Consider the following 23,222-nt stretch of genomic DNA (forward strand, 5'->3'; position numbering starts at 1 on the left):
GCATGCCAAAGAGACCGCCGACGGGGTTCGTCCCTATCGGGGGGCAAGCGGCCAACCGTTGACATTTGTCCAGTGAAGCGGTTCACTGAACCGTATCACTGAAACGGTTCACAGCCACGAAATTCCAGCGTGATAGGTTTACCTGCAATACTAGTAGGAAATAGAGGGAGGTGTGGTCGTGATCATCGACATCCATCAGCATTTGTGGACCGGAACATTCGTCGAAGCGCTCCGCGATCGGACCGCACCCCCCTACCTCGACGGCTGGACGCTGATCCTCGACGGCGAGCCGCCCTACGAGGTCGACCCCACCGACCACGCCGACCGGGACGTCACCGGCCTGGAGCTGGCCCTGGTCTCGCTGTCCAGCCCGCTCGGCATCGAGTTCCTGCCTCCGGAGGAGGCCTGGCCGCTGCTTGACGCCTATCACGAGGGCGCGCTCGGGCTGCCCGAGCCGTTCGGCGCGTGGGCCTCGACCTGCCACAGCGAGCCCGACCCCGAGCGTCTGGCCAAGGACCTCGACCGCGGGTTCGCCGGGCTGCAGATCCCGGCGACGGCCCTGCCCGACGACCGACTGCTGGACGTGCTCACGGAGCGGGACCTGCCGCTGTTCGTCCATCCGGGCCCGGCCGCGGCCACGCCCGGCACACCGTCCTGGTGGCCCGCGCTCGTGCCGTACGTCCAGCAGATGCACGCGTCCTGGCACTACTTCCACGCGGTCGTCCGGCCGCGCCACCCCAGGCTGCGCGTGTGCTTCGCGCTGCTGGCCGGGCTGGCCCCGCTCCACTCGGAGCGACTGATCGCGAGGGGCGGCACGGGCCGCGGCCTGGTGGACCCCGGCTGCTTCGTGGAGACCTCCTCGTACGGCCCGCGCGCGATCGACGCGATCGTCCGCGAGCTCGGCGTCGACGTCGTGGTCAACGGCTCCGACGCCCCCTACGCCACCGCACCCGACCCGGGACTCGGCGAGGCAGCCGCCCACGCCATCCGGGTCACCAATCCCCGTCGTCTACTCGGCCGAAAGGAGACCCGTACGTGAGCGAGCAAATCCTCGAGCACCCCGGCATGAATCAAACCCAGGACGGGGGTGCCTGTGCTCAGCTCCCGGAGCGCACACTGGACCGGCGCGAGCTGCGCAAGCTGGTGAACGAGCTGGCAGCCAACCCGGCCGAGTGGCGCGAGCAGGTGGAGTTCCCCGCCGACGGCGGCCGGCACTACGCCTCGCTCTACCGTGACGCCTACGTCGACGTCTGGCTCCTGTGCTGGCGGCCCGAGGACGACACGGGCTGGCACGACCACGACATCTCCTCGGGCGCGGTCCACGTGGTCCAGGGAGCGCTGCTGGAGTGCAACCCGCGCATCGGCGGCGAGCACCTGGAGACCGTGGTGTCGGAGGGCCAGTCGTTCTCGTTCGGCCCGGACCACATCCACCGGCTCAACGGCGCCGTGGACAACAGCGTCTCGATCCACGCCTATTCGCCGCCGCTGTGGCGGCTCGGCCAGTACTCCATCGACGACACCGGCGTCATGCGCCGCGTCTCGGTCAGCTACGCCGACGAGCTTCGTCCGATGGACGACGCGGTGGTGGCTTAGGAGAGGTCCTAATGGCTAGGAACGGCGTGGGGGCCTGAGCACGCAGCAGCTCGCGCAGGGCTCCACGTCAGGCAGCGCGATCCACAGGCAGCAGGTCCTGCGGAAGTAGCCGTCGTCGGCGGGCTCGATCAGCCCGTCGACCGGCTTGCCGATCTCGGCGAGCAGCGCCATGTAGTCACCCGCCACGAACTGCGTCAACGGGTGGGCGAACGCCTCCGCGGTCGAACCCCAGAGCGTCCGCTCACCCACTCTGGCCATCCGGCTGAGCACGCGTACGAGCGGCTCCTGCGACTCGGCCAGCGCCCGCCTGATCGGCGCGACGCCGGAACCCCAGCTCACACGGCCGGCCGCGATCGTCACCCCCGCCCCGGACACCTTGAAGTACGTCTCGGCCGGCCGCATGGTCGGCACCCGCCCGTCGAGCGCCCAGCCGAGCGCCATCGGCAACGTGTGCCAGTAGCCGTAGGTCTTCCAGAACAGCGCGGCACCGACGTGGCGCGGGGCGCTCCAGCGCGCCGCCGTCTGGTCGACCAGCTCCTCCAGCAGGGTGTACGGCGGGCGCAGCAGTTCCGAGGCGCCCGTCCAGGTCTCGTCCGGCGTGATGACCAGCTCGGGTTCGACCCCGATCACCCCGCCGCGTTCGTCGGCCAACCGCTGGAGCGCCTCCGTGAGCACGTGAAGTCCTTCCCCTACCGGTAAGCCTTTACCGGTAAGCCTTACCCAACGTAGCAGGGCGCCCCGCGAACCAACCGGCCAAGAGTTGCGCCCCCAGCACCCCGAGCCCCGTCAGCAAGGGCACCGTCCACCCGCCGGACACCTGCCTGAGCAGCCCGAACAGCACCGGCCCCAGTGCGGCCACCGCGTACCCCACCGACTGCGCCACCGACGACAGCGCGGTCACCGACGCCGGGTCGGGCGCACGCAGCGCGATCAGCAGCAGCGCCAGCGCGAACGAGGCTCCCTGCCCGACCCCGAGCACGACCATCCACAGCCACGGCAGCCACGGCGCGGCGACCGGGGCCAGCAACATGCCGAGGTACCCGGCCACGGTCAGCAGCCCCGCCCCGATCACGAACGGCACCTGCGACGGCCGCCGCCCGGCCAGGATCGGCACGCCGAGCGTGGCGCCCACCTGGACCAGGTTCGTCACGCTGAGCAGGTAGCCGGCCTGGTCGGCGGGCAGCCCGGCGTCATGGAAGATCGTCGGCAGCCAGGCCAGCAGCACGTAGAAGGTGAAGGACTGGAGGCCCATCAGGGCGGTCACGTACCAGGTGACCCGGCTGCGCAGCACCACCCCGAACGGCCGCGGCCCGCCCTGCGGCCCGGCCTGCCCGCGCAGCGCCTGCGGCAGCCAGAGCAACGCGGCCAGCAGCGCGGGTACGGCCATCAGCGCCGACATGCCGCGCCAGCCGTAGCCCGTGGCGTGCTCGACGGGGATCACCAGCGCCGAGGCGGTCGCGGCGCCGCCCACGATCGCGGAGCTGTAGACGCCGGTCATCAGGTTGACCCGGTCGGGGAAGTACTGCTTGGTGATGCCGGGCATGGCCACGTTCATCACGGCGATGGCGGTGGCCGCGATCGCCGAGCCCACGTACAGCGCGGGGATGCCGTCGAGGCCGCGCAGCACCACGCCGGCGGCCAGCACGAGCAGCCCGGCGAGCAGCGTGCGGTCCAGCCCGATCCGGCGCGCGAGCAGCGGCGCGATCGGCCCGAACACGCCCAGGCAGACCACCATCACCGTGGTGATCCCACCGCCCGCCGCGGGCGTGAGACCGACGTCGTTCATGATCTCGTCGAGGAGCGGGGAGATGCCGGCGATCGCGGGCCGCAGGTTCAGCGCGGCCAGCACGAACCCGGCGACGAGGAGTGCGGATCTCAGGGGCATAGAACCTCTACTCTCGCATAACGCTCTGACAACGTTGTCTGGCCGTCTTACTTGGGAAAGGATCCAAGGGTGAGACCGACGATGAAGGATGTCGCCACGGCGGCCGGGGTGGCGCTCAAGACGGTCTCGCGCGTCGTGAACGGCGAGCCGGGCGTCAACCCGGCGACGGCCGAACGGGTGCGCGAGGCCATCGACCGGCTGGGCTACAGCCGCAACGAGAGCGCGCGCGTGCTACGCAGGGGCCGCACCGCGACCGTCGGGCTGGTCATCGAGGACGTCGCCGACCCGTTCTACGCCGGGCTGAGCCGGGCGGTCGAGGACGTGGTCATCGTCGAGGGCTGCCTGCTGCTGAGCGGCTCGTCCGGCGAGAAGCCGGCCAGGGAGCGCGAGCTGGTGCGTACGTTCTGCGCCCGCCGGGTCGACGGTCTGATCGTGGTGCCGGCCGGTGACGACCACTCCTACCTGCGTCCCGAGCTCGACGCCGGGACACCCGCGGTGTTCGCGGACCGGCCGCCCGGGCCTGGCCTGGACGTCGACACCGTGCTCAGCGACAACGCGGGCGGCGCCAGGGAGGCCGTCGGCCACCTCCTGGCGCACGGCCACCGGCGGATCGCCATGCTCGGCGACCATCCGTCGATCTATACGGCGGCCGAGCGGCTGGCGGGTTACCGCGCGGCCCTCGGCCCGCTCTACGACCCCCGGCTGGTGGCGATGCACGCCCCGACGCCCGAGACGGTCCGGGACGACCTGGAGCGCATGCTGGCGCTCGACGCGCCGCCGACCGCCCTGTTCACCGGCAACGGGCGGCTCACCGTCACCGCGCTGCGTGCCTTGGGCGGGCGGCGGATGGGGCTGGTCGGGTTCGACGACTTCGAGCTGGCCGACCTGCTGACGCCCGGGGTGACGGTGGTGGCCCAGGACCCGGCTGGGATGGGCCGGGTGGCCGCCGAGCTGCTGTTCCGCCGCCTGGCGGGGGACGGCGGGCCGTCGGAGCACATCGAGCTGCCGGTACGCCTCATCCCCCGCGGCTCGGGCGAACTACCTCCGTGACCTGCGAGGCGGAGACGGGGCGAGCTTCCGGGCGTAGTGCGCCGGACAGGGCCAGGGCGACGAGGACGCCCGCGACGCCCGCCGCGAAGATCGCCGGTCCCGGGCCGATCGCCTCGCCCAGGACGCCGATCGCCGCCGCGCCGATCGCCTGCCCGGTCATCAGCCCGGCCGACAGCAGCCCGAACGCCTGGCCGCGTACCTCCTCCGGCACCGCGTCCACGAAGCGCCGCTGCAACCCGAGCTGGTAGGACACCCCGGCGGCGGACACGGCGGCCAGCACCGCCGCCCACGCCACGCCAGGCGCCATCAGGAAGGCCAGCCACGGCAGCGCGATCAGCACCGCCAGCGGCAGCGACAACCGCTCCCTGACCCCCGGAGCCGCGAACCGCCCCACAGCGAACTCCCCGACCGCCATCCCACCGGCCGCCGCCGCCAGCACCGCCCCCGCCTGCCCCTGGCCACCCAGATAGGGCACGACCATCGCCTCGGCCCCGGCCAGGCACATGATCGGCAGCCAACTCGCCAGCGCCAGCCCCCGCACCCGCCGATCGACCATCAGCGACCGATTCACCCGCAGCGTCGCTCGCACAGCCCCACCGGCAGCCGCGCCCCGGCCGGGGCGGTGAGGCAGGCCGTACCGGAGCACCAGGGCGGCCACCGCCGAGAGCGCCGCCGTCACCGCCAGCGCCCCGCGCGGCCCCGTCACCGCCAGGAAGGCACCCCCCACGGCCAGCCCCGCGATCTGGGCCCCAGCCGAGGTGACCCCCATCAGCGACCGCGCCAGCACGAACGCGTCCCCAGGCAGTACGTCCGGCAGCAACGCGCTGCGCGCCGCCCCGAACACCGGCGCGAACAGCCCCGTCACCAGCACCAGCCCGAGCATCACCGGCACCGGCAGTCCGGCGAAGGCCAGCAGCAGGCACACCACCACCCTGACCAGCTCCCCCGCGACCATCACCGCCCGAGGCGGCAGCCGGTCGGCCAGCGAGAGCAGGAACATCCCGCCGAGGATGTACGGCAGCCACCCGGCCATGTACGCGGCGGCCGAGAGCCCCGGCGATCCCGTCTCCGCGTACACCAGCACCGACAGCGCCAGCATCTTGATCGAGTCCCCAGAGATCAGCAGCGCGAAGCTGCCGAACAGCACCCGGAACTCCCGTACCGCGAACACCTGCCCGAAGGTGGCCCCACGCTCGGTCAACCCGCACCCCCTGTTGAGTGAGAAGGGCGGCTCCGGAGGGAGGTCTCGGAGCCGCCGGTCACGATGCTGCGGGACCACGCCCGGTGAGGGCGACTCTTTCGGATATAAACGAAAGGTGTTCAGGATCGAGGTCACCCCGCAGGACGTGGTGGCCAGCCGGTTCGCCATCTCGCCGCTGATCGAGACGATGCACGCGCAGTGGGTGCTCGAAGGTCGTACCAGGGCGGGCGCGCACCGGCGGTGGGTGGACAGGTGGCACGAGCGGTACAAGGAGCTCGCCGGCCGCCACCCCGCCCTGCGCGCCATGGCGGCGATCACCGGCAACAAGGGCACCGGCAACGTCGACTTCATCGCGCCGCCGCCCGCCGGGATGAGCGTGCCGTTCGAGACCGAACTGGCCGCCATGCGCACGACTCCGGTCGAGCAGGCGCACGGCGAGATCGCTTCCGTCCTGGCCCAGCGGCCGCCCGTGCCGGAGTGGACCAGGGAGTTGCTGCTCGGACCCGACGTCGTCCAGGTGCTGGCCGACGCCTACGAGACGCTGTGGACGGAGATCCTTTCCAAGGACTGGCCGCGCTTCCAGGCGATCCTGGAACGCGACGTCGTGCAGCGGGCGGGCCGACTCGCCGCGTACGGCTGGGCCGCCGCGCTCGACGACCTGAGCGAGCAGGTCCGGTGGCACGGCGACGGGTACATCGAGGTCCGGATGGGCCAGAGCGACGAGCGGCACCGGCTCGGCGGCAAGGGGCTGCTGTTCCTGCCGTCGGCGTTCGTGCCCGCCGTGGGCGCCTACCTGGAGGACGCCTGGCCGTACGCGCTCACGTACCCGGCCCGCGGCACGGCCGTCGAGGCGCCCGCGACGGGCGCGGGGGCGGGCCTGGCGGTGCTGATCGGCCGCACCCGGGCCCGCATCCTCGCCGAACTCGCCGTGCCCGCCACCACCACCCACCTCGCGGCCCTGCTCGGGCACAGCCTCGGCACCACCGGCGGCCACCTGGCCGCCCTGCGCCGCACCGGCCTCATCGCGGGCACCCGTACAGGCCGCGCCGTCCTGTACGCCCGCACCCCACTCGGCGACGCCCTCGTAGCGGGAAACAACCAAAGCACGGGTACGCGCGCGAGGACCGATGATAGTTCGGCAGACTCGATACCCCCTTGATCTGAGGGCACGAAGGTATAGTCACATCCGTCCAGCACAACCGTTCAGGCCGAGGGAGCGCGCGCATGAAGGCCGCCGATGTCGCGCCAGAGGCGCAGGCCCGGTTCCCGCACGATCTCATGTACGCGGCGGCGACCCAGTACTACCTCGAAGACGCCACCCAGGCCGACATCGCCAAGCGGCTGGGCGTCAGCAGGGCGACCGTGAGCCGGCTGCTCACCGAGGCCCGCCGGCAGGGCATCGTCGAGATCAAGGTGCACCGGCCCGCCACCCTTGAGGACGGCCCCCTGGCCGCCAGCGTGGCCGAGGCGCTGCGGCTGCGGCGCGTCCACCTGGTCCCCAAGGTCAGCGGCCCGGCGCTGGGCCCCTGGCTGGCGCCGGGGCTGGCCCGTGCCCTGGCCGGGGTCGGGCTGGAGTCGGGCGACGTGGTGCTGGTCTCGTCCGGCAGCACGGTGTACGAGTGCGCACGTGAAGGGCTCGGGCAGTTCCCCGGCGTCACCATCGCACCGGCCGTGGGCGGGCAGGAGGAGCCGCAGCCGTGGTTCCAGACCAACGAGACCACCCGCATCCTGGCCGAACGCGTCGGCGGCGTGCCCAGCTACCTGTACGCGCCCGCGCTGCCGGGGCCCGAGCTGTTCTACTCGCTCCAGCACGAGCCGTCGGTGCGCAAGGTCATGGACCTGTGGGCGCACGCCAAGTGCGCCATCGTCGGCGTCGGCTCCGCGCCGCTGATGCGGCAGGTCGTGCCCGCCTTCATGCCGCGCGACGCGGAGAGCCTGCGTGAGGCCGTGGGCGACGTCTGCATGCGTGTGTACGACCGCGCCGGCGAGCCGGTCTCCTACCCGGGCAGCGAGCGCCTGGTGGCCCCCGGCCTGCACGAACTACGCCGCATCCCGTCGTCGATCGCGGTCGCGGTGGGCGCCGAGAAGGTGCTGTCGATCATCGCGGGCGCCAAGGGCGGCTACTTCAACCAGCTGGTCACCGACGTCCTGACCGCCGAGGGCCTCCTGGCCGCGGCACGCCGTTCCTGACAACGACGTCCTGATAAACACCCGACAAACCGGGAACGAACCTCAAACGACTACTTCTTGCCCAAAACCAGACTCATGCCCTGAACACTTTTGCTGGACAATTATTCAGACCTCGCGCTAGCGTGAGCCACACCACAGGACGTGGCCGGTTGTGAGCGGCTTGTCTCCCGTGGCGTTTTCGGGGGAGCGACGCGATCAGCGAGTCCGTGAGGACGTAGTAAGTGAGGAAATATCCCGTGAAGAGAGTTCAGATGCGGACCTCCGCGTTCGCCGCGGTTGTAGTCATCGCAGGGTCGGCGCTGGCCGCCTGCGGCTCCGGTTCCACCGGTGGTGACAGCGGCACCAAGGCGGGCGGCGGCGCGGAGAACGCCAAGGTGGCCTTCCTCATGCCCGACCTCGCCTCCACCAGGTACGAACTGCAGGACAAGCCGCTGTTCGAGGCCAAGATGAAGCAGCTCTGCCCGAGCTGCACGGTCATCTACCAGAACGCCGACTCCGACGCGGCCAAGCAGCAGCAACAGGCGAACTCGGCCCTGGCGCAGGGCGTCAAGGCCATCGTGCTCGACCCGGTCGACTCGGCCGCCGCGGCCACGATGGTCAAGACGGCGCAGTCGCAGGGAGTGGCGGTCATCGCCTATGACCGGCCGATTCCGGCCACGCCCGCCGACTACTACATCTCGTTCGACAACGAGAAGATCGGCAACATGATCGCCCAGTCCCTGGTCGACCACCTCAAGAAGGAGAACATCCAGGGCGGCCTCCTGGAGGTCAACGGCTCGCCCACGGACGCGGCGGCCGGCCTGATCAAGAAGGGCATCCACAGCGCGATCGACCCGAGCGGCCTCAAGCTGCTGGCCGAGTACGACACTCCCGACTGGCAGCCGGAGAAGGCCCAGACCTGGGTCAGCGGCCAGATCACGCAGTTCAAGGACCAGATCGCCGGCGTGGTCGCGGCCAATGACGGCACCGGCGGCGGTTCGATCGCCGCGTTCAAGGCGGCCGGCGTGAAGGTGCCGCCGGTCACGGGCAACGACGCCGAGCCGGCCGCCGCCCAGCGGATCATCGCCGGCGACCAGTACAACACGATCTCCAAGCCGATCAAGATCGTGGCGGAGGCGTCGGCCGACGTCGCCTACCAGTTCATGCAGGGCAAGAAGCCCGCGGGCAAGACCACGCTCTACAACACGCCGTCCCAGCTGTTCGTCCCCACGGTCGTGACCAAGGAGAACATCAAGGCGGTCCTGTTCGACAGCGGCATCATGAAGGCCAGTGAAGTGTGCACCGGCGAATACGCCAAGGGCTGCGCCGACCTGGACATCAAGTAGGGCTAGGGGAGGAGCGGCCTTGTCGCCCACACAGCAAGCGGACAGCGTTCTGTCCCTGCGAGGGATCAGCAAGACGTTCGGAGCGGTCGCCGCGCTCACCGACATCGACCTCGATGTCGCGGCGGGCCAGGTCATGGCCATCGTCGGTGACAACGGCGCGGGCAAGTCGACGCTGGTCAAGATCCTGTCGGGGGTGCATCCGCCCGACTCGGGGACGATCACCTTCGAGTCGCGGGACATCCACATCCCGACGCCGGCGGCGGCGCACAAACTCGGCATCGCCACCGTGTTCCAGGACCTCGCCCTGTGCGAGAACCTCAACGTGATCCAGAACCTGTTCCTGGGCCAGGAGGTCCGCCCGCTCCGGCTGAACGACGTGGCGATGGAGACCCGCTCCTGGGACCTGCTCCGCCAACTGTCGGCGAAGATCCCGAGTGTCCGCGTGCCGGTGGCCGCGCTCTCCGGCGGCCAGCGCCAGACGGTGGCCATCGCCAGGTCGCTGCTCGGCGACCCCAAGGTGATCATCCTCGACGAGCCGACCGCCGCCCTGGGCGTCGCCCAGACGGCGGAGGTGCTCAACCTGGTCGAGCGGCTGCGCGAGAACGGCCTCGGCGTCATCATGATCAGCCACAACATGGCCGACGTGCAGGCCGTGGCCGACACCGTGGCCGTGCTCCGGCTCGGCCGCAACAACGGGGTGTTCGACGTGGGCGCGGTCTCCACCGAAGAGATCATCGCCGCCATCACCGGCGCCACCGACAATGCGGTCTCCCAGCGCCAGGCGCGCCGCAAGGAAGGTCTGCCCTCATGAACAGCACGCTCACCACGGACCGCCAGGACGAGCGGCTGAGCGGGAACGAAGGGCTGCGCGGCGCGATCGCCGACGTGCTCGAGCGGGCCCGTGGCGGCGACCTGGGCGTGATCCCCGTCGTGGTGGGGCTCATCGTCATCTGGACGGTGCTGCAGATCCTCAACCCGATCTTCCTGTCCAGCGCGAACCTGGTGAACCTCACCCTGGAGTCGGCCGCGACCGGCATCATCGCGCTGGGCATCGTCTGCGTGCTGCTGGTCGGCCAGATCGACCTGTCGGTCGGCTCGGTCAGCGGCCTGTCGGGGGCCGTGCTCGCCGTGCTCTTCGTGAGCCGGGGGCTGCCGGTCTGGCTGGCCATCCTGGCCGCGGTCATCATGGGCGCGGTGATCGGCTGGGTGTACGCGCAGTTGTTCAACCGCTTCGGGGTGCCGAGCTTCGTCATCACGATGGCCGGGCTGCTGGCCTTCCTCGGGCTGCAGCTCTACGTGCTGGGCACCAAGGGCTCGATCAACCTGCCGTTCGACTCGGGCCTGGTGAACTTCGCGCAGCTCGACTTCGTACCGGCCTGGCTGTCGTACTGCTTCGCGGTGATCGCGGCCGTCTGGCTGTTCGCCAGCGGCTACCTGCACGCCCAGGAGCGGCGGCGCGCCGGGTTGTCGGCCAAGAGCCTGTCCATGCTGCTCGTCAGGAGCCTGGCGCTGCTGGTCGTGCTGGCCTTCGTGGTCTACTACCTCGGGCAGACCCGCGGTATCGGCTGGATGTTCATCTTCTTTGTGGCGCTGGTGCTGATCATGCACTACATGCTGTCGCGTACCAAGTGGGGCCGGGCCGTCTACGCGGTCGGCGGCAACGTGGAGGCCGCGCGCCGCGCGGGCATCAACGTCAAGGCCGTATACACCTCGGTGTTCGTGCTCTGCTCGTCGTTCGCGGCGGTCGGCGGCATCCTCGCGGCGGCCCGGCTGGCCGCGGCGAACCAGAGCAGCGGCTCGGGCGACGTCAACCTCAACGCCATCGCCGCGGCGGTGATCGGCGGGACGAGCCTGTTTGGCGGGCGCGGCACGGCCTTCGGCGCGCTGCTCGGCATCATCGTCATCCAGTCGATCTCCAGCGGGCTGACCCTGCTCAACCTCGACTCCTCCATCCGCTTCGTGGTCACGGGCATCGTCCTGCTGCTCGCGGTGGTCGTCGACTCGATCGCCCGCAAGTCGCGGACCTCCCACGGACGCGCCTGATGGCGGTCATCTGCGTCGACGCGGGAACCACGGTCATCAAAGCCGTCGGATACGACGAGACGGGCGCCGAGACAGCCGTCGCCCGGCACGCGACCACCGTCTCCAGGCCCGCGCCCGGCCATGCCGAGCAGGACATGGACTCCGTCTGGGACGCGGTCACGGGCACGGTCCGCGAGGTCGCGTCCCGGCTCGGCACCGCGCCCGACTTCGTCGCCGTGACCGCGCAGGGTGACGGCTGCTGGCTGGTCGACGCGGCGGGCCGCCCCACCGGTCCGGCGATCCTGTGGAACGACGGCCGCGCCGCCGCCACGGTCGACCACTGGAACCGCTCGGGGCTGGCCGCCGACGCCTTCCGCGTCAACGGCTCCTCCGCCGCCTCGGGTCTCCCCCACGCGATCCTGACCTGGCTGAACGAGCACGACCCCGACCGGCTGACCCGCTCGGCCGCCAACCTGACGTGCGGCGGCTGGATCTTCTCCCGGCTGACCGGCGAGCTGGCCGCCGACGAGTCCGACGGCTCGGCCCCCTTCATGGACCTGCGCACCCGTGCCTACTCCCCCGCACTCCTGGCCATGTTCGGCCTGGAGTGGGCCGAACGCCTGCTGCCCGAGCTGCGCGACGACACGCGCCGGGTGGGCGCCCTGACGCGGGATGCCGCCGAGCTCCTCGGGCTGCCCGCCGGGACGCCGGTCGTGATGGCGCCCTACGACATCGCCGCCACCGCGATCGGCGCCGGCACCGTCGGCCCCGGCCAGGCGTGCAGCATCCTGGGCACCACGCTCTGCACGGAGACCGTCGTCGAGCGGCCCGACCTGGACGGCGACCCCGTCGGCATCACGATCGCGATGCCCGACGGCTACCTGCGCGCCTTCCCCACCTTCGCCGGTACCGAGGTCCTCCAGTGGGCCTGCCGGCTGCTCGGCCTGGACGGCCCGGCCGAGCTGGGCGAGCTGGCCGCCACCGGCCCGCCGGGCGCGGGCGGGCTGTCGTTCCAGCCCTACTTCTCCCCCGCCGGTGAGCGCGCGCCGTTCTCCGATCCGCTGGCCAGGGGCGCCTTCCTCGGCCTGTCCTTCGAGCATGGGCGCGAGCACGTCGCCCGAGCCGTGCTCGAAGGGCTCACACTCGTCATCCAGGACTGCCTGGCCGCCTCCGGTGAGGGGCCGCACGAGCTGCGGGTGTGCGGCGGCGGCTCGGCCAGTGCGCTGTGGCTGCGGATGATCTCCGACGTCACCGGCCTGCCGGTCTTCCGATCGGGCGACGCCGAGGTCGGCGCCAGGGGCGCCTTCCTGGTCGGTCTGGTCGCCACGGGCGCGGCCACGAGCATCGAGGCCGCGGCCGACCGGTTCGTCCGGTTGCGGGATGCCGTACGACCCGAGTCCGGCGCGTACGGCACGGCGTACCAGGACTTCCTGGCCCTGCGCGAGACCAGCGCCCGATCATGGCCGCTGCTCGCCGAGATGCGGGGGCGCTCGTGAGCGTCTGGATCGGTGTGGACCTGGGCACGCAGAGCGTCCGGGCGATGGCCGTCACGGACGGCGGCGAGGTGCTCGGCGCGGCGAGCAGGCCGTTGACCAGCCACCGCGACGGGCCCCGGCACGAGCAGGACCCTGAGGAGTGGTGGCGCCAGCTCGCCGCCGCCACCCGCGAGGCGCTGCGCGAGGTGCCGCCGGAGCGGATCCGCGGCGTCGCCGTGGCCGCGACCTCGGGCACGATCCTGCTGACCGGCCCCGACGGCGCCGCGCTGACCCCCGGCCTGATGTACGACGACCGGCGGGCGGTGGCCGAGGTGGCCCGGATCGACTCGGTCGGCGCGGCCGTCTGGCAGCGGCTCGGCTACCAGCGCATGCAGGCCAACTGGGCGCTGCCCAAGCTGCTGTGGCTGCTGCCTGACGCACCTCCGGGCGCGCGGCTTGCGCACCAGAACGACTTCGTCAACCGGCGCCTGGTCGGGCGTGACGTGGCCACCGATCTGAGCAACGCGCTGAAGACCGGCGTGGACCTGATCGAGGAGCGGTGGCCGTACGAGGTGTTCGACGAGCTGGGGGTGCCCGCCGAGACGCTGCCGGACGTCGTACGGCCCGGCACCACGCTCGGCACGGTCTGCGCCGAGGCCGCCGCGAGCACCGGCATCCCGCTCGGCACCCCGGTGATCGCCGGGACCACCGACGGGTGCGCGGCGCAGCTCGGCGCCGGGGCCATGACGCCGGGCAGCTGGAACTCCGTCATGGGCACCACGCTGGTGCTCAAGGGCGTCACCAGGGAGCTGATCCACGACCCACTGGGCGTCGTCTACTCGCACCGCGCGCCGGACGGCTCGTGGCTGCCGGGTGGCGCGTCGAGCACGGGCGCGGGGGTGCTGACCCGCGAGTTCGCCGGGCAGGACCTCGATGCGCTGAGCGCCCAGGCCGCCGCCCGCTACGGCCCCACCGCCACCCCCACCAGCGCCGGGGAGCCGGTCGTCACCTATCCGCTCGTGTCGCGCGGGGAGCGGTTCCCGTTCGTGGCGCCCGAGGCCGAGGGGTTCACGCTCGGCCGACCCGCCGACGACGTCGAGCGCTACGTGGCGATCCTGCGCGGCGCGGCGTTCGTCGAGCGGCTCTGCTTCGACTATCTCGACCTGCTGGGCGCCCCGGCGGACGGGGAGATCGTGCTGACCGGCGGAGCCACCAGGAGCGCCTACTGGACCCAGCTGCGCGCCGACGTCCTCGGGCGTGCCATCACGCTGCGGGAGAACGCCGAGCCCGCGCTCGGCATGGCCGTACTGGCCGCGGGAGACAAGGGCGACGCGGCCGGGATGATCCGCACCCGCGCGGTCGTGGACCCGGCAGGACCCCGCATGGACGAGACCTACCTACGCTTCGTCACCGAACTGGAAGGACGCGGCTGGCTGCCCGCGAGCGCCGCCGACCACGCCCGTGAGAGGACCGCGCCATGACCAACATCGCACTGGTGCGCCACGGCGAGTCCGTCTGGCATGCCGAGAACCGCTACGCCGGGCTCAGCGACATCGAGCTGACCCCGCGCGGCCTCGACCAGGCCGGGCAGCTGGCCTCCTGGGCGGGCCGGGCCGGGCTTGCGGCCGTCTGGGCGTCCACGCTGGGCAGGGCCCGCATCACCGCCGCCGCCAGCGCCGAGGCGGCGGGTGTCGAGCTGCGGGTGGACGAGCGGCTGCGAGAGCTCGACTTCGGCCAGGCCGACGGGCTGACCGCGGCGGAGATGCGCGAGCACTTCCCCGAGGCCCGCGCCGCCTTCGAGGCCAATCCCGCCACGAACCCGCTGCCGGGCGGTGAGGACCCGAAGCTGGCGGCCGACCGGTTCACCGAGTGCCTGCGGGACATCGCCGCCGCCCATCCCGACGGCCGGGTGATGGTCGTCGCCCACACGACCGTCATCAGGATCGCGCTGTGCCGGCTCATGGGCGTGCCGCTGGACGAATACCGGCGGCTCTTCCCAAAGCTGGACAACTGCGCCATCACCGAGATCCGCCCGCGGAACGGCCAGGTGGCGATCCTGCGGTACAACTCCCCGATTGGAGCTCTTCGTTGACCATCCGAGTCCTCGCCGCCGGCGACCACTTCGTCCAGAACCGCCTCTTCATCGACGCGCTCCAGCACGCGGTTCCCGGAGAGGTGGAGATCAGTGAGCTGACGCTGCCGTGGCCGGAGGTGCCGTTCGGCCGGGTGAGCGAGGTGGACGAGGCATCCGATGTGGAGGACGAGCTGATCGAGGCGCTGCGCGGCGTCGAGGTCTGCGTGACCCAGATGGCCCCCCTGACAAAGCGGGTGCTGGACGCGTCGCCGGAGCTCAAGCTGTTCTGTGTCAGCCGGGGCGGCCCGGTCAACGCCAATCTGGACGCGGCCACCGAGGCGGGGGTGGCGGTCACGTTCGCGCCGGGACGCAACGCGGTGGCCACCGCCGAGCACACGCTGGCCATGCTCCTCGCGGCCACCCGCCGCATCCCCCAGACGCACGCCGACCTGGCGGGGGGCGTCTGGCGGGGCGACTACTACACCTATGACAACGTCGGGCCCGAGTTGGAGGGCTCGACGGCGGGCCTGGTCGGCTACGGGGCGATCGGCCGCCGGGTGGCCCGCATGCTGGAGGGCTTCGGGGCGGAGGCCCTGGTCTACGACCCTTACGTGGAAATTTCAGGACAGGTGGAGTTGGACGAGCTGCTCGAACGCTCCCAATTCCTCTCCCTGCACGCGCGGGCCACCCCCGAGACCATCGGCATGATCGGCGCGCCGCAGATCGCCGCGATGCCCCGCGGGTCCGTCATCGTCAACTGCGCGCGCGGCTCGCTGCTCGACTACAACGCCCTGTGCGACGCGCTGGAGTCGGGTCACCTGTTCGGCGCCGCGGTGGACGTCTTCCCCGAGGAGCCCATCCCGGCGGGGTCGCGGCTCCTCACGACCCCCAACCTGGTGATGACCCCGCACCTGGCCGGCGCCAGCAAGGAGACGGCCATGAAGGCCGCCGAGATCGTCGCCGAGGACGTGGCCCGCTACGTCCGCAAGGAGCCGCTCAAGCACTGGGCCAACCCGGAGGCGCTCATCCCTTGAGGCTCTATCCCTTGAGGCTCTATCCCTTGAGGCTCTATCCCTTGAGGGCGCCGGCCATCAGGCCGCGCATGAAGAACCGGCCGAGCAGCACGTAGATCAGCATCGTCGGCACGGACGCCAGGATCGCCGCCGCCATCTGCTGGCTGTACGGCGTGGCCTGGGCGCCGGCGATGTTGTTGAGCATGACGGTCGTCGGCCAGCTCGTCGGCCCGGTGAGGAAGACGGCGAACAGGAAGTCGTTCCACATCGAGGTGAACTGCCAGATGATCACCACCGCGATGGCCGGCGCGGACACCGGCAGCACTACCGACCAGTACGTACGCAGCATCCCCGCGCCGTCCACCCGCGAGGCTTCGATGAGCTCGTCCGGGATGGTGACGTAGTAGTTGCGGAAGATCAGCGTGCAGATCGGGATGCCGTAGACCACATGCGCCAGCGTCAGCCCGGGGATGCCGCCATAGAAGACGCCCTGCAGCCCGGTCACCTCGTTGAGGTTCACCAGGAGCTGCACCAGCGGGATCATCACCCCCTGGTAGGGGATGAACATGCCGAACAAGAACAGCGTGAACAGCAGGTCCGCGCCCGGGAAGCGCCATTTCGACAGCACGTAGCCGTTCATGGAGCCGAGCACGCAGGACAGCAGCGAGCCCGGCACGGCCAGCAGGACGGAGTTCCACAGGCCCGGGGCCAGCTTCTCCCACGCCACCCGCCACGCCTCGAAGGTCCAGGTCCGCGGCAGATTCCACGCCTGGCTCGGGTCCGCCTCAGTGAGCGGCTTGAAGCTGGTGACCAGCAGGACGTAGATCGGGATCAGGAAGATCACCACGAAGGCGATCAGCAGGACGAGCCGCACGCCGCTGGACACCCGCCGGCGCCCGATCACCGCGGTCATGAACGCCTCTCCTTACGCACGGACCAGATCAGATACGGGATGACGAAGATGGCCACGCTCAGCACGATGTACGAGGCGATGGTGGCGCCCTTGGCCGGGTCGTGGGAGTCGAACACCGCCACCCACATGAACACGGCGGGCACGTCGGTGATGATCTGCTTACCCGACACCGCCACGATCAGGTCGAACACCTTGAGCGAGATGTGCCCGAGGATGATCAGCGCCGACAGCGTCACGGGGCGGAGCATCGGCAGCACGACGTACCGGTAGACGCCCCACTCGTTGCACCCGTCGACCCGCGCCGCCTCGCGCAGCTCCTCCGGCACGCCACGGAACCCCGCCAGGAACAGTGCCATGACATATCCGGACATTTGCCAGACTGCCGGAAGGGCCATGGCGGCCATCCCCCAGTCCGGATCCCGGAACCACTGCCACTGCGGCAGCCCGATCCAGTCGAAGAGCCGGTTGAGCCCGACCGCCCGCTGCTCCATCCCCGAGTTCATCAGCCACCGCCACACGATGCCGGTCGCGACGAACGAGATGGCCATCGGGAACAGATAGATCGCCCGGAACGTCCCCTCGCCCCTGATCCCCTTCTCCATGAGGAAGGCCAGGAACCAGCCGAGCACCAGCGCGCCCAGCACGAACACGAGCGTGAACATGATCGCGTGCTGCACCGAGAGGTGCCATCGAGGCAGGTCCCAGATGTCGACGAAGTTCTTCAGCCCGACGAACTTGCCCTCGGACACCTCGTCGTGCTTGTCGGTCATGGCCAGCTGGAAGTTCCAGCCCAGCATGCCGTACACGAACACGCCGATCGCGATGATGGACGGCGTGACGAGGAGTAACCCAGGCAGCCAGGTGCGTGCCCGCCTCACAACATCCCCTCCAAGAGGTACGGCAGGCGCGAAACGCCTGCCGTACCCGGGTGACTGTCTTACTGCGCGTTGGCCGTTGCGGCGTCGACGAGCCCCTTCTGCAGGGCCGCGACGTCCTTGCTGCCGATGAACAGGCCGACCGCCTCGGTGATCGAGGCCAGCCACGGCTGGTTCACCGACACCCCGTGCTGGATGGAGCCGGCCAGCTTGTTGCTCGACCAGTCCTTCAGCGCGTCCGCCAGGTAGTCGGTGTAGAGCGACTGGTCGGCGTCCTTACGGGCGGGGATGGAGCCCTTCTTCGGGTTGAAGGCGTCCTGTCCCTCCTTGCTGGCCGCGACCTTGAGCCAGGCGATGGCCCCGTCGCGGTTCTTGGCGCCCTTGGGCAGCGTGAAGCTGTCGGACAGCCACAGGTAGGTGCCCTCGGTGCCGGGAGAGGGCGCCCAGTCGAAGTCCTCCTTCGACTTCTTGCCCAGGCCACCGTCCGGCGGGTTGTGGAAGTAGCCGTAGGCCCAGTCGCCCATGACGTTGAACGCGGCCTCGCCGTCGGCCACCTGCTTGGCCGCGGGCTGCCAGTCGTCCTGCGGGTCGCCCGCGTACGACATGATCGTCTTGAAGCTCTCCAGCGCCTTCTTCACCTCGGGGCTGCCCCAGTTGGCGCCCGGCTTGAACAGCGCGTTGTAGGCGTCGGTGCCGAGCGAGCCGAGCAGCACGCTCTCCATCAGGTGCACCACGGTCCACTCCGAGCCGATGGACAGCGGGATCTTGCCCTTGGCCTTCACCTTGCCCAGGTCGGCGATGAACTCGTCGACCGACTTGGGCGCGGCCGCGATCCCCGCCTCCTTCAGCAGCTTCGGGTTGAACCACAGCACGTTCGACCGGTGGATGTTGACCGGTACCGAATAGATCTTGCCGTCCACGCTGATCTGGTCGATCAGCTGGGAGGGGAAGACGTCCTTCAGCTTCAACTCGTCATAGAGGGAGTTGAGGTCCTCCAGGTCGCCCGCCTTGATGTAGCCCTGCAATTCGGCGCCCGCGTGACCCTGGAAAGTGTCCGGCGGGGTGTCCGCCTGCAACTTCGACTGCAGCAGCGCCTTGGCCTTGTCGCCGGAGCCGCCCGCCACCGCCGCGTCGAAGAAGGTGTAGTTCGGGTTCTCCTTCTCGAAGATCTCCCGCATCGCCTTCAGACCGTCGGCCTCACCCGGCCCGGTCCACCACGAGAACACCTCGACCTGCTTCTTCTCGCCGCCACCCGTGGCCTGCGGGCTCGCCGTTGCGCCGCCGCCGCTACCACCGCAGCCGGCCAGGCCGAGCACGCTCGCCATAGTGATCGCGACGGCCGCCAACCACCGTCGTCGCATCGCACACCGTCCCTTCGAAACCCCGAGTGGTGAAGGTTGACAACGTTGTCAGTAGGGCAATCAACCCACTTCGCACTTGGAGCCGTCAAGGCATGTGCTGGTAACAGGTCCGCATAGGCGCGACGACCAGCAGGTGGTGGGCGGGCCCGAGCCCTGCGCGGCTCGAGCCCGCTGTCACGCGTCCGGAACCAGACCCCCACCCCTCCGAGGAGGCCAAGCTCCGCCTGGACACGCGACGCCCCATTGGATCGAGCCACGACGCCCCCTGACTGAGAGGCGAGATCGCAAGGTGCGGTCGATCACATGCAGAACGTTAGACATGCGGACCGGCCACCGCATGCGTCGAGATGGCCATTCGAGGATGTAACCGTTCGGCCCCGGAGATGTGTAGAGAGGTCTGTGCAGCCCCATATGTAGGAGGAGAAGAGTGCCGAGGTCATCCCGGTTAGCGCGTGTTGGCGTACCGATTTAGGAGAGTGCCGCCTCCAGGACGGCGCGGGCGATGAGGGCGGCGGTGGACGGCGCGGCGTGCTCCAGGACCACGCCCACGGCCACCTCCGGCGTGTCCGCAGGGGCGAACGCCGTAAAGAGCGCGTGATCCTCCCCTACCCCCGACTTGGCCGCCACCTGCACGCCCGGGATGGCGGACGCCGTACCGGAACCGCCGGCACCGGTGACCGTGCGCATCATCGACGTGAGCTGGCCGGCCAGGGTGGCGGGGATGGTCACCCGGTACGGCGCCGGGTCGGCCCGGTCGATGAGCGAGCCGTCCGGCAGGCGTACATCCTCCACCAGATACGGGCGCATGAGGACGCCGTGGTTGGCGACAGCGGCCGACAGCATGGCGATCATCAGCGGTGTGGCCCGAACGTCATGCCGCCCGATGGCCGACAGGGCGGTCTGGGCCCGGTCCATGTTCGGGGGGTAGGTGCTGGCGGTGACCTGCAGCGGGATCGTGAGGTCGCGGTCGTTGAAGCCGAACGCCTCCGCCTGGTCGCGCAGGATGTCCTGCCCCAGCTGGAGGCCGATGCCGGCGAAGGCGGTGTCGCAGGAGGACCGGAAGGCGTCCGGCAGCGTCGGACGGGCATCGCCGCAGGACCCGCCCGTCTCGGGCAGGTAGGCCGTGCTGCCGGGCAGCCGCAGCCGGGCGGGCGCGTCGACCCGCGAGGTGGGCGAGTACTCGCCCGACGACAGCGCGGCGGCCGTGGTGACCAGCTTGAACGCGGAGCCGGGCGGATACCTCTGGCTGACCGCCCGGTTGACCAGCGGCCCGGCGGGGTCGCCACGCAGGCGCCGGTCCGTCTTGGCCAGCTCGGCGGGGTCGGTGATGGTGTAGGCGTTGGGGTCGTACGACGGGTAGCTGGCCAGGGCGAGGATCGCGCCGGTCGCCGGGTTGACGGCGACCGCGGCGCCCGGCCGGCCCGCCGCCCTGAGGCCCTCGTACGCGGCCGTCTGCGCGCGGTCGGTGATCGTGAGCCGGACGTCGGCGCCGCGGGCCCTGCCGTGCCTGACGAGTGAGCGGACCTGGATCCTCGGGTCGTCACCGGACAGGACGTCGTCCGCGGCCCCCTCGATGCCCGTGGTCCGGCTGAGCGACGCCGTCCCGGTCACTGGGGCGTACAGCTCGCCGTGAGGGTAGACGCGGCGATACGCGTACGGCCCGCGGGCCGTCGCCCGGCTCACGGCGACGGTCGTGCCGTCATAGGTGAGGATGTCGCCGCGCGGATGGTCGAACCTGGCGATGGCAGAGCGCTGGTTGCGCGGATCGGCGTTGAGCCCCCGCGCCCCGAACCCCTGGATCACCGTGATGTTGGCCAGCACCGCGAACAGCAGCATCGCGCACCCCTTGGCGACGCGGCGCAGCGGGATGTTGATCCGTCTCGCCCTGGGCCCGGCCATGTTCCCGGTCTAACAACCGGACCCCAAAGACAGGGCTAGACGACTCTGCGGTAGTAGGAAATCTTGTTGTGGATGTAGCGCTGACGCTCGGTGAGGTTGGCGATCTGCTCCCGGACGCGGCCGTCGTGCTCCTCCAGGAGCTTGATGCGGTCGGCGATCGTGTGGTCGCCCTGCCGGACCAGGGCGGCGAAGCGGAGCATCTCAGCGATCGGCATGCCGGTGTCACGCAGGCAGCGGATCGTGCCGAGCCAGCCGACGTCCTCTTCGGTGAACCGGCGCTGACCTGCGGCGTTGCGGCCGACGGGCTCCAGCAGGCCGATCTTCTCGTAGTAGCGCAACGTGTCCAGGGTGAAGCCGGTCTCCTCGACCACTTCCGCGGGTGTGTAGACGCTCACGGCAGAAGCATCGCACCTGGAGCCGACTCCAGGTCAACCACTTCTCAGCTGAGGCCGGCTTGACATGGACCGCACTCCAGCTTCCACGATCACCACCATGAACATCGCACTGGGCACGATTCCGTTCGGCACCGCGGTCGATGAGAAGGACACTTTCGCCATTCTGGACCGGTTCATCGAGGCCGGGGGCACCATGCTGGACACGGCCAACTGCTATCCGTTCTGGGTGCCGGGGTGCACGGGCGACGAGAGCGAGCTAGCCATCGGCTCCTGGCTCGCGGCGCGGGGCAACCGGGACCGGATCTTCCTGAGTACGAAGACCGGCGCCCGGCCCACCGTCCCCGGCGACGACACGCTCGCCTCGGCGGAGGGACTGTCCGCCGCCTCCATCGGCAAGGCGATCGAGGGCAGCCTGCGGAGATTGCGGACGGACTACATCGATGTGTATTGGTCGCACATCGAGGACCGCTCCGTACCCCTGGAGGAGACCCTGGGGGCATTCGACGACCTGGCCCGGCAGGGCAGGATCCGCAGCGTGGGGGCCAGCAACCTGGCCACCTGGCGGGCCGAACGGGCCAGGAACCTGTCGGCGGCGCGGGGCTGGCTGCCGTACACATGCCTGCAGCTCCGGCACACCTACCTGCGCCCGCGACCGCTCACGCGGCTGGCCGAGTCGGGCCACGCGCTGGCGACGGACGAGACGCTGGATTATGTACGCGCCGAGCCCGACGTGACGCTGTGGGCGTACAACACGCTGATGGCGGGCGCCTACACACGGTCCGACCGCCCGATCCCCGACATTTACCAGCATCCGGGTACGGCCCGGCGGCTCGCGGTCCTGAGTGAGGTGGCGGCGGAGGTGGGAGCGACGCCCAACCAGGTGGTGCTGGCCTGGCTGCTGGCCGACGGGCACGTCCCGATCGTCGGCGTCTCCACGATGGCCCAGCTCGAGGAGGCCCTGGGCGCGGCGGACGTACGGCTGGACGACGAACTACGCGCCCGGCTGGACGCGGCGTGCTGAGACCGGCACCGCTGTGGCGGTGGCTATGGCCCGGGCGGTCGCGGGAGCGCTCCCGCGGAGTGCCGCAGGGACGATTGGTGCTGGCGGGAGGCGGCCTGTGGCTGGTCGAGGACCTCTCCCAGACCGCTCGCCCTTCCCGCTAGCGGACCCGCGCCGGCACCGGAACCCGTCCGGCAGACGGAACGGCCACCGACAGGTGGGCGGTCAGGGCAGGTGATCGGCCAGGTAGCGGTGGACCAGCTGCTTGCACTCGGCGATCAGGTCGGAGTCACCGTCGGGACGCACCCGGAAGGCCAGCTTGAGCACCGCGTCCGTGGCCTCGACCGCCACCAGCAGGGCGCGGTCGAGCCCCGGCCCGACAGGAGCGTCGAGCAGGTCGACCGTGAGGGCTCGCAGCCGGTCGGCGACCACGACGTTGTTCTCCAGCGCGGCGTCGAGCATCCGGTCGGTGCCTTTGAGCGCCGGCCCGCCCGGCGCCGTCAGCACCTCCCCGAAGTCGACCACCGCGAATCCCGGAGTGGTCCGCTTCATCACCACGAACTCATCGATGGCCAGGTCGACCAGGTCGGTCCAGTGGTCGAGACCGGACTCGGCGATCCGCTCCGTGAGCCGCTCGGTGATGCGCTGCAGGAAGGCGTCGAGGTTGCGCAGGGCCAGCGCTCGCACCAGGCCCTGCTTGTCGGAGAAGAACTGGTAGAACGTGCCTATCGGCACCTCCGCCCGGCGCGCGACCTCTTTGGTGGTCAGTGCCTCGTAACCGACCTCGTCGAGCAAATGTGCGCACTCGTCGAGCATCCGTTCGACTCGCTCCACGCTGCGGCGTTGGGCTGGACGCCGGCGCAGGGTACTCGTCATGCCCCCCATCTTGGCGTATTACCGCCAGGTAGGCTCCCCCGAGCCTCCGCGAGTTAACATGAGTCCCACTCGGAT

General features: G+C 70.5%; 22 protein-coding genes. 13 read left to right on the top strand and 9 right to left on the bottom strand.

Translation table 11 applies throughout. The annotated features are described in order from the left end of the window. Positions 1-178: 178 nt before the first annotated feature. Complete coding sequence (locus tag AB0L53_RS22390) at positions 179-1,039, top strand: amidohydrolase (RefSeq protein WP_363996806.1); 861 nt, start codon at positions 179-181, stop codon at positions 1,037-1,039. Continuing rightward, the gene (locus tag AB0L53_RS22395; protein WP_358428710.1) at positions 1,036-1,593 is read left to right on the top strand and encodes a cysteine dioxygenase family protein; all 558 of its coding nucleotides are present in this window, start codon (positions 1,036-1,038) and stop codon (positions 1,591-1,593) included. The genes AB0L53_RS22390 and AB0L53_RS22395 overlap by 4 nt, the downstream gene beginning before the upstream one ends. A gap of 15 nt (positions 1,594-1,608) precedes the next feature. On the opposite strand, the gene AB0L53_RS22400 is transcribed toward AB0L53_RS22395, so the two are convergent. Next, a complete protein-coding gene (locus AB0L53_RS22400; RefSeq protein ID WP_363996809.1) occupies positions 1,609-2,268 on the bottom strand; it encodes a hypothetical protein in 660 nt (219 codons plus the stop codon). Positions 2,269-2,296: 28 nt separating this feature from the next. Beyond that, positions 2,297-3,478 carry an MFS transporter gene (locus AB0L53_RS22405; RefSeq protein WP_363996811.1) on the bottom strand — a complete coding sequence of 394 codons (1,182 nt, stop codon included), beginning with the start codon at positions 3,476-3,478 and terminating at the stop codon, positions 2,297-2,299. 81 nt (positions 3,479-3,559) lie between these two features. On the opposite strand from AB0L53_RS22405, the gene AB0L53_RS22410 reads away from it, so the two are divergent. Beyond that, complete coding sequence (locus AB0L53_RS22410; protein ID WP_363997051.1) at positions 3,560-4,528, top strand: LacI family DNA-binding transcriptional regulator; 969 nt, start codon at positions 3,560-3,562, stop codon at positions 4,526-4,528. On the opposite strand, the gene AB0L53_RS22415 is transcribed toward AB0L53_RS22410, so the two are convergent. Beyond that, complete coding sequence (locus tag AB0L53_RS22415) at positions 4,494-5,729, bottom strand: MFS transporter (protein WP_363996814.1); 1,236 nt, start codon at positions 5,727-5,729, stop codon at positions 4,494-4,496. The two genes, AB0L53_RS22410 and AB0L53_RS22415, sit on opposite strands and share 35 nt — an antisense overlap. Positions 5,730-5,844: 115 nt before the next feature. On the opposite strand from AB0L53_RS22415, the gene AB0L53_RS22420 reads away from it, so the two are divergent. From AB0L53_RS22420 to AB0L53_RS22460, 9 genes are all read left to right on the top strand, one after another. After that, the gene (locus AB0L53_RS22420; RefSeq protein WP_363996817.1) at positions 5,845-6,888 is read left to right on the top strand and encodes a winged helix-turn-helix domain-containing protein; all 1,044 of its coding nucleotides are present in this window, start codon (positions 5,845-5,847) and stop codon (positions 6,886-6,888) included. A gap of 65 nt (positions 6,889-6,953) precedes the next feature. Continuing rightward, positions 6,954-7,919 carry a sugar-binding domain-containing protein gene (locus tag AB0L53_RS22425; protein WP_225291924.1) on the top strand — a complete coding sequence of 322 codons (966 nt, stop codon included), beginning with the start codon at positions 6,954-6,956 and terminating at the stop codon, positions 7,917-7,919. A 236-nt stretch (positions 7,920-8,155) separates the two neighbouring features. Beyond that, positions 8,156-9,244 carry a sugar ABC transporter substrate-binding protein gene (locus AB0L53_RS22430; protein ID WP_363996820.1) on the top strand — a complete coding sequence of 363 codons (1,089 nt, stop codon included), beginning with the start codon at positions 8,156-8,158 and terminating at the stop codon, positions 9,242-9,244. Positions 9,245-9,263: 19 nt separating this feature from the next. Beyond that, entirely contained in the window at positions 9,264-10,055 is a 792-nt protein-coding gene (locus AB0L53_RS22435; protein ID WP_225291926.1) for an ATP-binding cassette domain-containing protein, read from the top strand. Further along, complete coding sequence (locus tag AB0L53_RS22440; RefSeq protein WP_363996823.1) at positions 10,052-11,287, top strand: sugar ABC transporter permease; 1,236 nt, start codon at positions 10,052-10,054, stop codon at positions 11,285-11,287. Before AB0L53_RS22435 ends, AB0L53_RS22440 begins: the two co-directional genes overlap by 4 nt. Further along, the gene (locus AB0L53_RS22445) at positions 11,287-12,762 is read left to right on the top strand and encodes an FGGY-family carbohydrate kinase (RefSeq protein WP_363996826.1); all 1,476 of its coding nucleotides are present in this window, start codon (positions 11,287-11,289) and stop codon (positions 12,760-12,762) included. The genes AB0L53_RS22440 and AB0L53_RS22445 overlap by 1 nt, the downstream gene beginning before the upstream one ends. Next, positions 12,759-14,222 carry an FGGY family carbohydrate kinase gene (locus AB0L53_RS22450; RefSeq protein WP_363996829.1) on the top strand — a complete coding sequence of 488 codons (1,464 nt, stop codon included), beginning with the start codon at positions 12,759-12,761 and terminating at the stop codon, positions 14,220-14,222. Before AB0L53_RS22445 ends, AB0L53_RS22450 begins: the two co-directional genes overlap by 4 nt. Further along, positions 14,219-14,833, top strand: a complete 615-nt coding sequence (locus AB0L53_RS22455; protein ID WP_363996832.1) for a histidine phosphatase family protein — start codon at positions 14,219-14,221, stop codon at positions 14,831-14,833. The genes AB0L53_RS22450 and AB0L53_RS22455 overlap by 4 nt, the downstream gene beginning before the upstream one ends. Continuing rightward, positions 14,830-15,849: a 2-hydroxyacid dehydrogenase gene (locus AB0L53_RS22460; RefSeq protein ID WP_363996835.1), complete on the top strand. Its 1,020-nt coding sequence runs from the start codon at positions 14,830-14,832 to the stop codon at positions 15,847-15,849. The genes AB0L53_RS22455 and AB0L53_RS22460 overlap by 4 nt, the downstream gene beginning before the upstream one ends. Before the next feature lie 34 nt (positions 15,850-15,883). On the opposite strand, the gene AB0L53_RS22465 is transcribed toward AB0L53_RS22460, so the two are convergent. The 5 genes from AB0L53_RS22465 to AB0L53_RS22485 form a co-directional block, all read right to left on the bottom strand. Next, a complete protein-coding gene (locus tag AB0L53_RS22465) occupies positions 15,884-16,741 on the bottom strand; it encodes a carbohydrate ABC transporter permease (protein WP_363996838.1) in 858 nt (285 codons plus the stop codon). Continuing rightward, positions 16,738-17,619 carry a sugar ABC transporter permease gene (locus AB0L53_RS22470; protein ID WP_357643810.1) on the bottom strand — a complete coding sequence of 294 codons (882 nt, stop codon included), beginning with the start codon at positions 17,617-17,619 and terminating at the stop codon, positions 16,738-16,740. The genes AB0L53_RS22465 and AB0L53_RS22470 overlap by 4 nt, the downstream gene beginning before the upstream one ends. Positions 17,620-17,678: 59 nt before the next feature. After that, positions 17,679-18,977 carry an ABC transporter substrate-binding protein gene (locus tag AB0L53_RS22475; protein ID WP_357950534.1) on the bottom strand — a complete coding sequence of 433 codons (1,299 nt, stop codon included), beginning with the start codon at positions 18,975-18,977 and terminating at the stop codon, positions 17,679-17,681. Between the two features lie 468 nt (positions 18,978-19,445). Then, positions 19,446-20,876, bottom strand: coding sequence for a penicillin-binding transpeptidase domain-containing protein (locus AB0L53_RS22480; protein ID WP_363996842.1), 1,431 nt, complete (start codon positions 20,874-20,876; stop codon positions 19,446-19,448). Positions 20,877-20,911: 35 nt separating this feature from the next. After that, complete coding sequence (locus AB0L53_RS22485) at positions 20,912-21,271, bottom strand: MerR family transcriptional regulator (RefSeq protein ID WP_363996845.1); 360 nt, start codon at positions 21,269-21,271, stop codon at positions 20,912-20,914. A 97-nt stretch (positions 21,272-21,368) separates the two neighbouring features. Between AB0L53_RS22485 and AB0L53_RS22490 the strand changes: the two genes are divergently transcribed. Continuing rightward, positions 21,369-22,292: an aldo/keto reductase gene (locus tag AB0L53_RS22490; protein WP_363996848.1), complete on the top strand. Its 924-nt coding sequence runs from the start codon at positions 21,369-21,371 to the stop codon at positions 22,290-22,292. A gap of 204 nt (positions 22,293-22,496) precedes the next feature. Here AB0L53_RS22490 and AB0L53_RS22495 read toward each other — a convergent pair whose 3' ends face one another. Further along, on the bottom strand, positions 22,497-23,147 hold the full coding sequence (locus tag AB0L53_RS22495; protein ID WP_357950523.1) for a TetR family transcriptional regulator: 651 nt from the start codon (positions 23,145-23,147) through the stop codon (positions 22,497-22,499). Between the last annotated feature and the right edge of the window lie 75 nt (positions 23,148-23,222).

Source organism: Nonomuraea sp. NPDC052129, assembly GCF_040680095.1.
Taxonomy (GTDB): Bacteria; Actinomycetota; Actinomycetes; order Streptosporangiales; family Streptosporangiaceae; genus Nonomuraea.

What these genes read in the sequence shown, in the direction of transcription:
- AB0L53_RS22410 (WP_363997051.1), top strand. Translation starts at nt 3,560, where the DNA reads ATGAAGGATGTCGCCACGGCGGCCGGGGTGGCGCTCAAGACGGTCTCG.
- AB0L53_RS22445 (WP_363996826.1), top strand. Translation starts at nt 11,287, where the DNA reads ATGGCGGTCATCTGCGTCGACGCGGGAACCACGGTCATCAAAGCCGTC.
- AB0L53_RS22440 (WP_363996823.1), top strand. Translation starts at nt 10,052, where the DNA reads ATGAACAGCACGCTCACCACGGACCGCCAGGACGAGCGGCTGAGCGGG.
- AB0L53_RS22480 (WP_363996842.1), bottom strand. Translation starts at nt 20,876, where the DNA reads ATGGCCGGGCCCAGGGCGAGACGGATCAACATCCCGCTGCGCCGCGTC.
- AB0L53_RS22405 (WP_363996811.1), bottom strand. Translation starts at nt 3,478, where the DNA reads ATGCCCCTGAGATCCGCACTCCTCGTCGCCGGGTTCGTGCTGGCCGCG.
- AB0L53_RS22490 (WP_363996848.1), top strand. Translation starts at nt 21,369, where the DNA reads ATGAACATCGCACTGGGCACGATTCCGTTCGGCACCGCGGTCGATGAG.
- AB0L53_RS22425 (WP_225291924.1), top strand. Translation starts at nt 6,954, where the DNA reads ATGAAGGCCGCCGATGTCGCGCCAGAGGCGCAGGCCCGGTTCCCGCAC.
- AB0L53_RS22465 (WP_363996838.1), bottom strand. Translation starts at nt 16,741, where the DNA reads ATGACCGCGGTGATCGGGCGCCGGCGGGTGTCCAGCGGCGTGCGGCTC.
- AB0L53_RS22475 (WP_357950534.1), bottom strand. Translation starts at nt 18,977, where the DNA reads ATGCGACGACGGTGGTTGGCGGCCGTCGCGATCACTATGGCGAGCGTG.
- AB0L53_RS22455 (WP_363996832.1), top strand. Translation starts at nt 14,219, where the DNA reads ATGACCAACATCGCACTGGTGCGCCACGGCGAGTCCGTCTGGCATGCC.
- AB0L53_RS22495 (WP_357950523.1), bottom strand. Translation starts at nt 23,147, where the DNA reads ATGACGAGTACCCTGCGCCGGCGTCCAGCCCAACGCCGCAGCGTGGAG.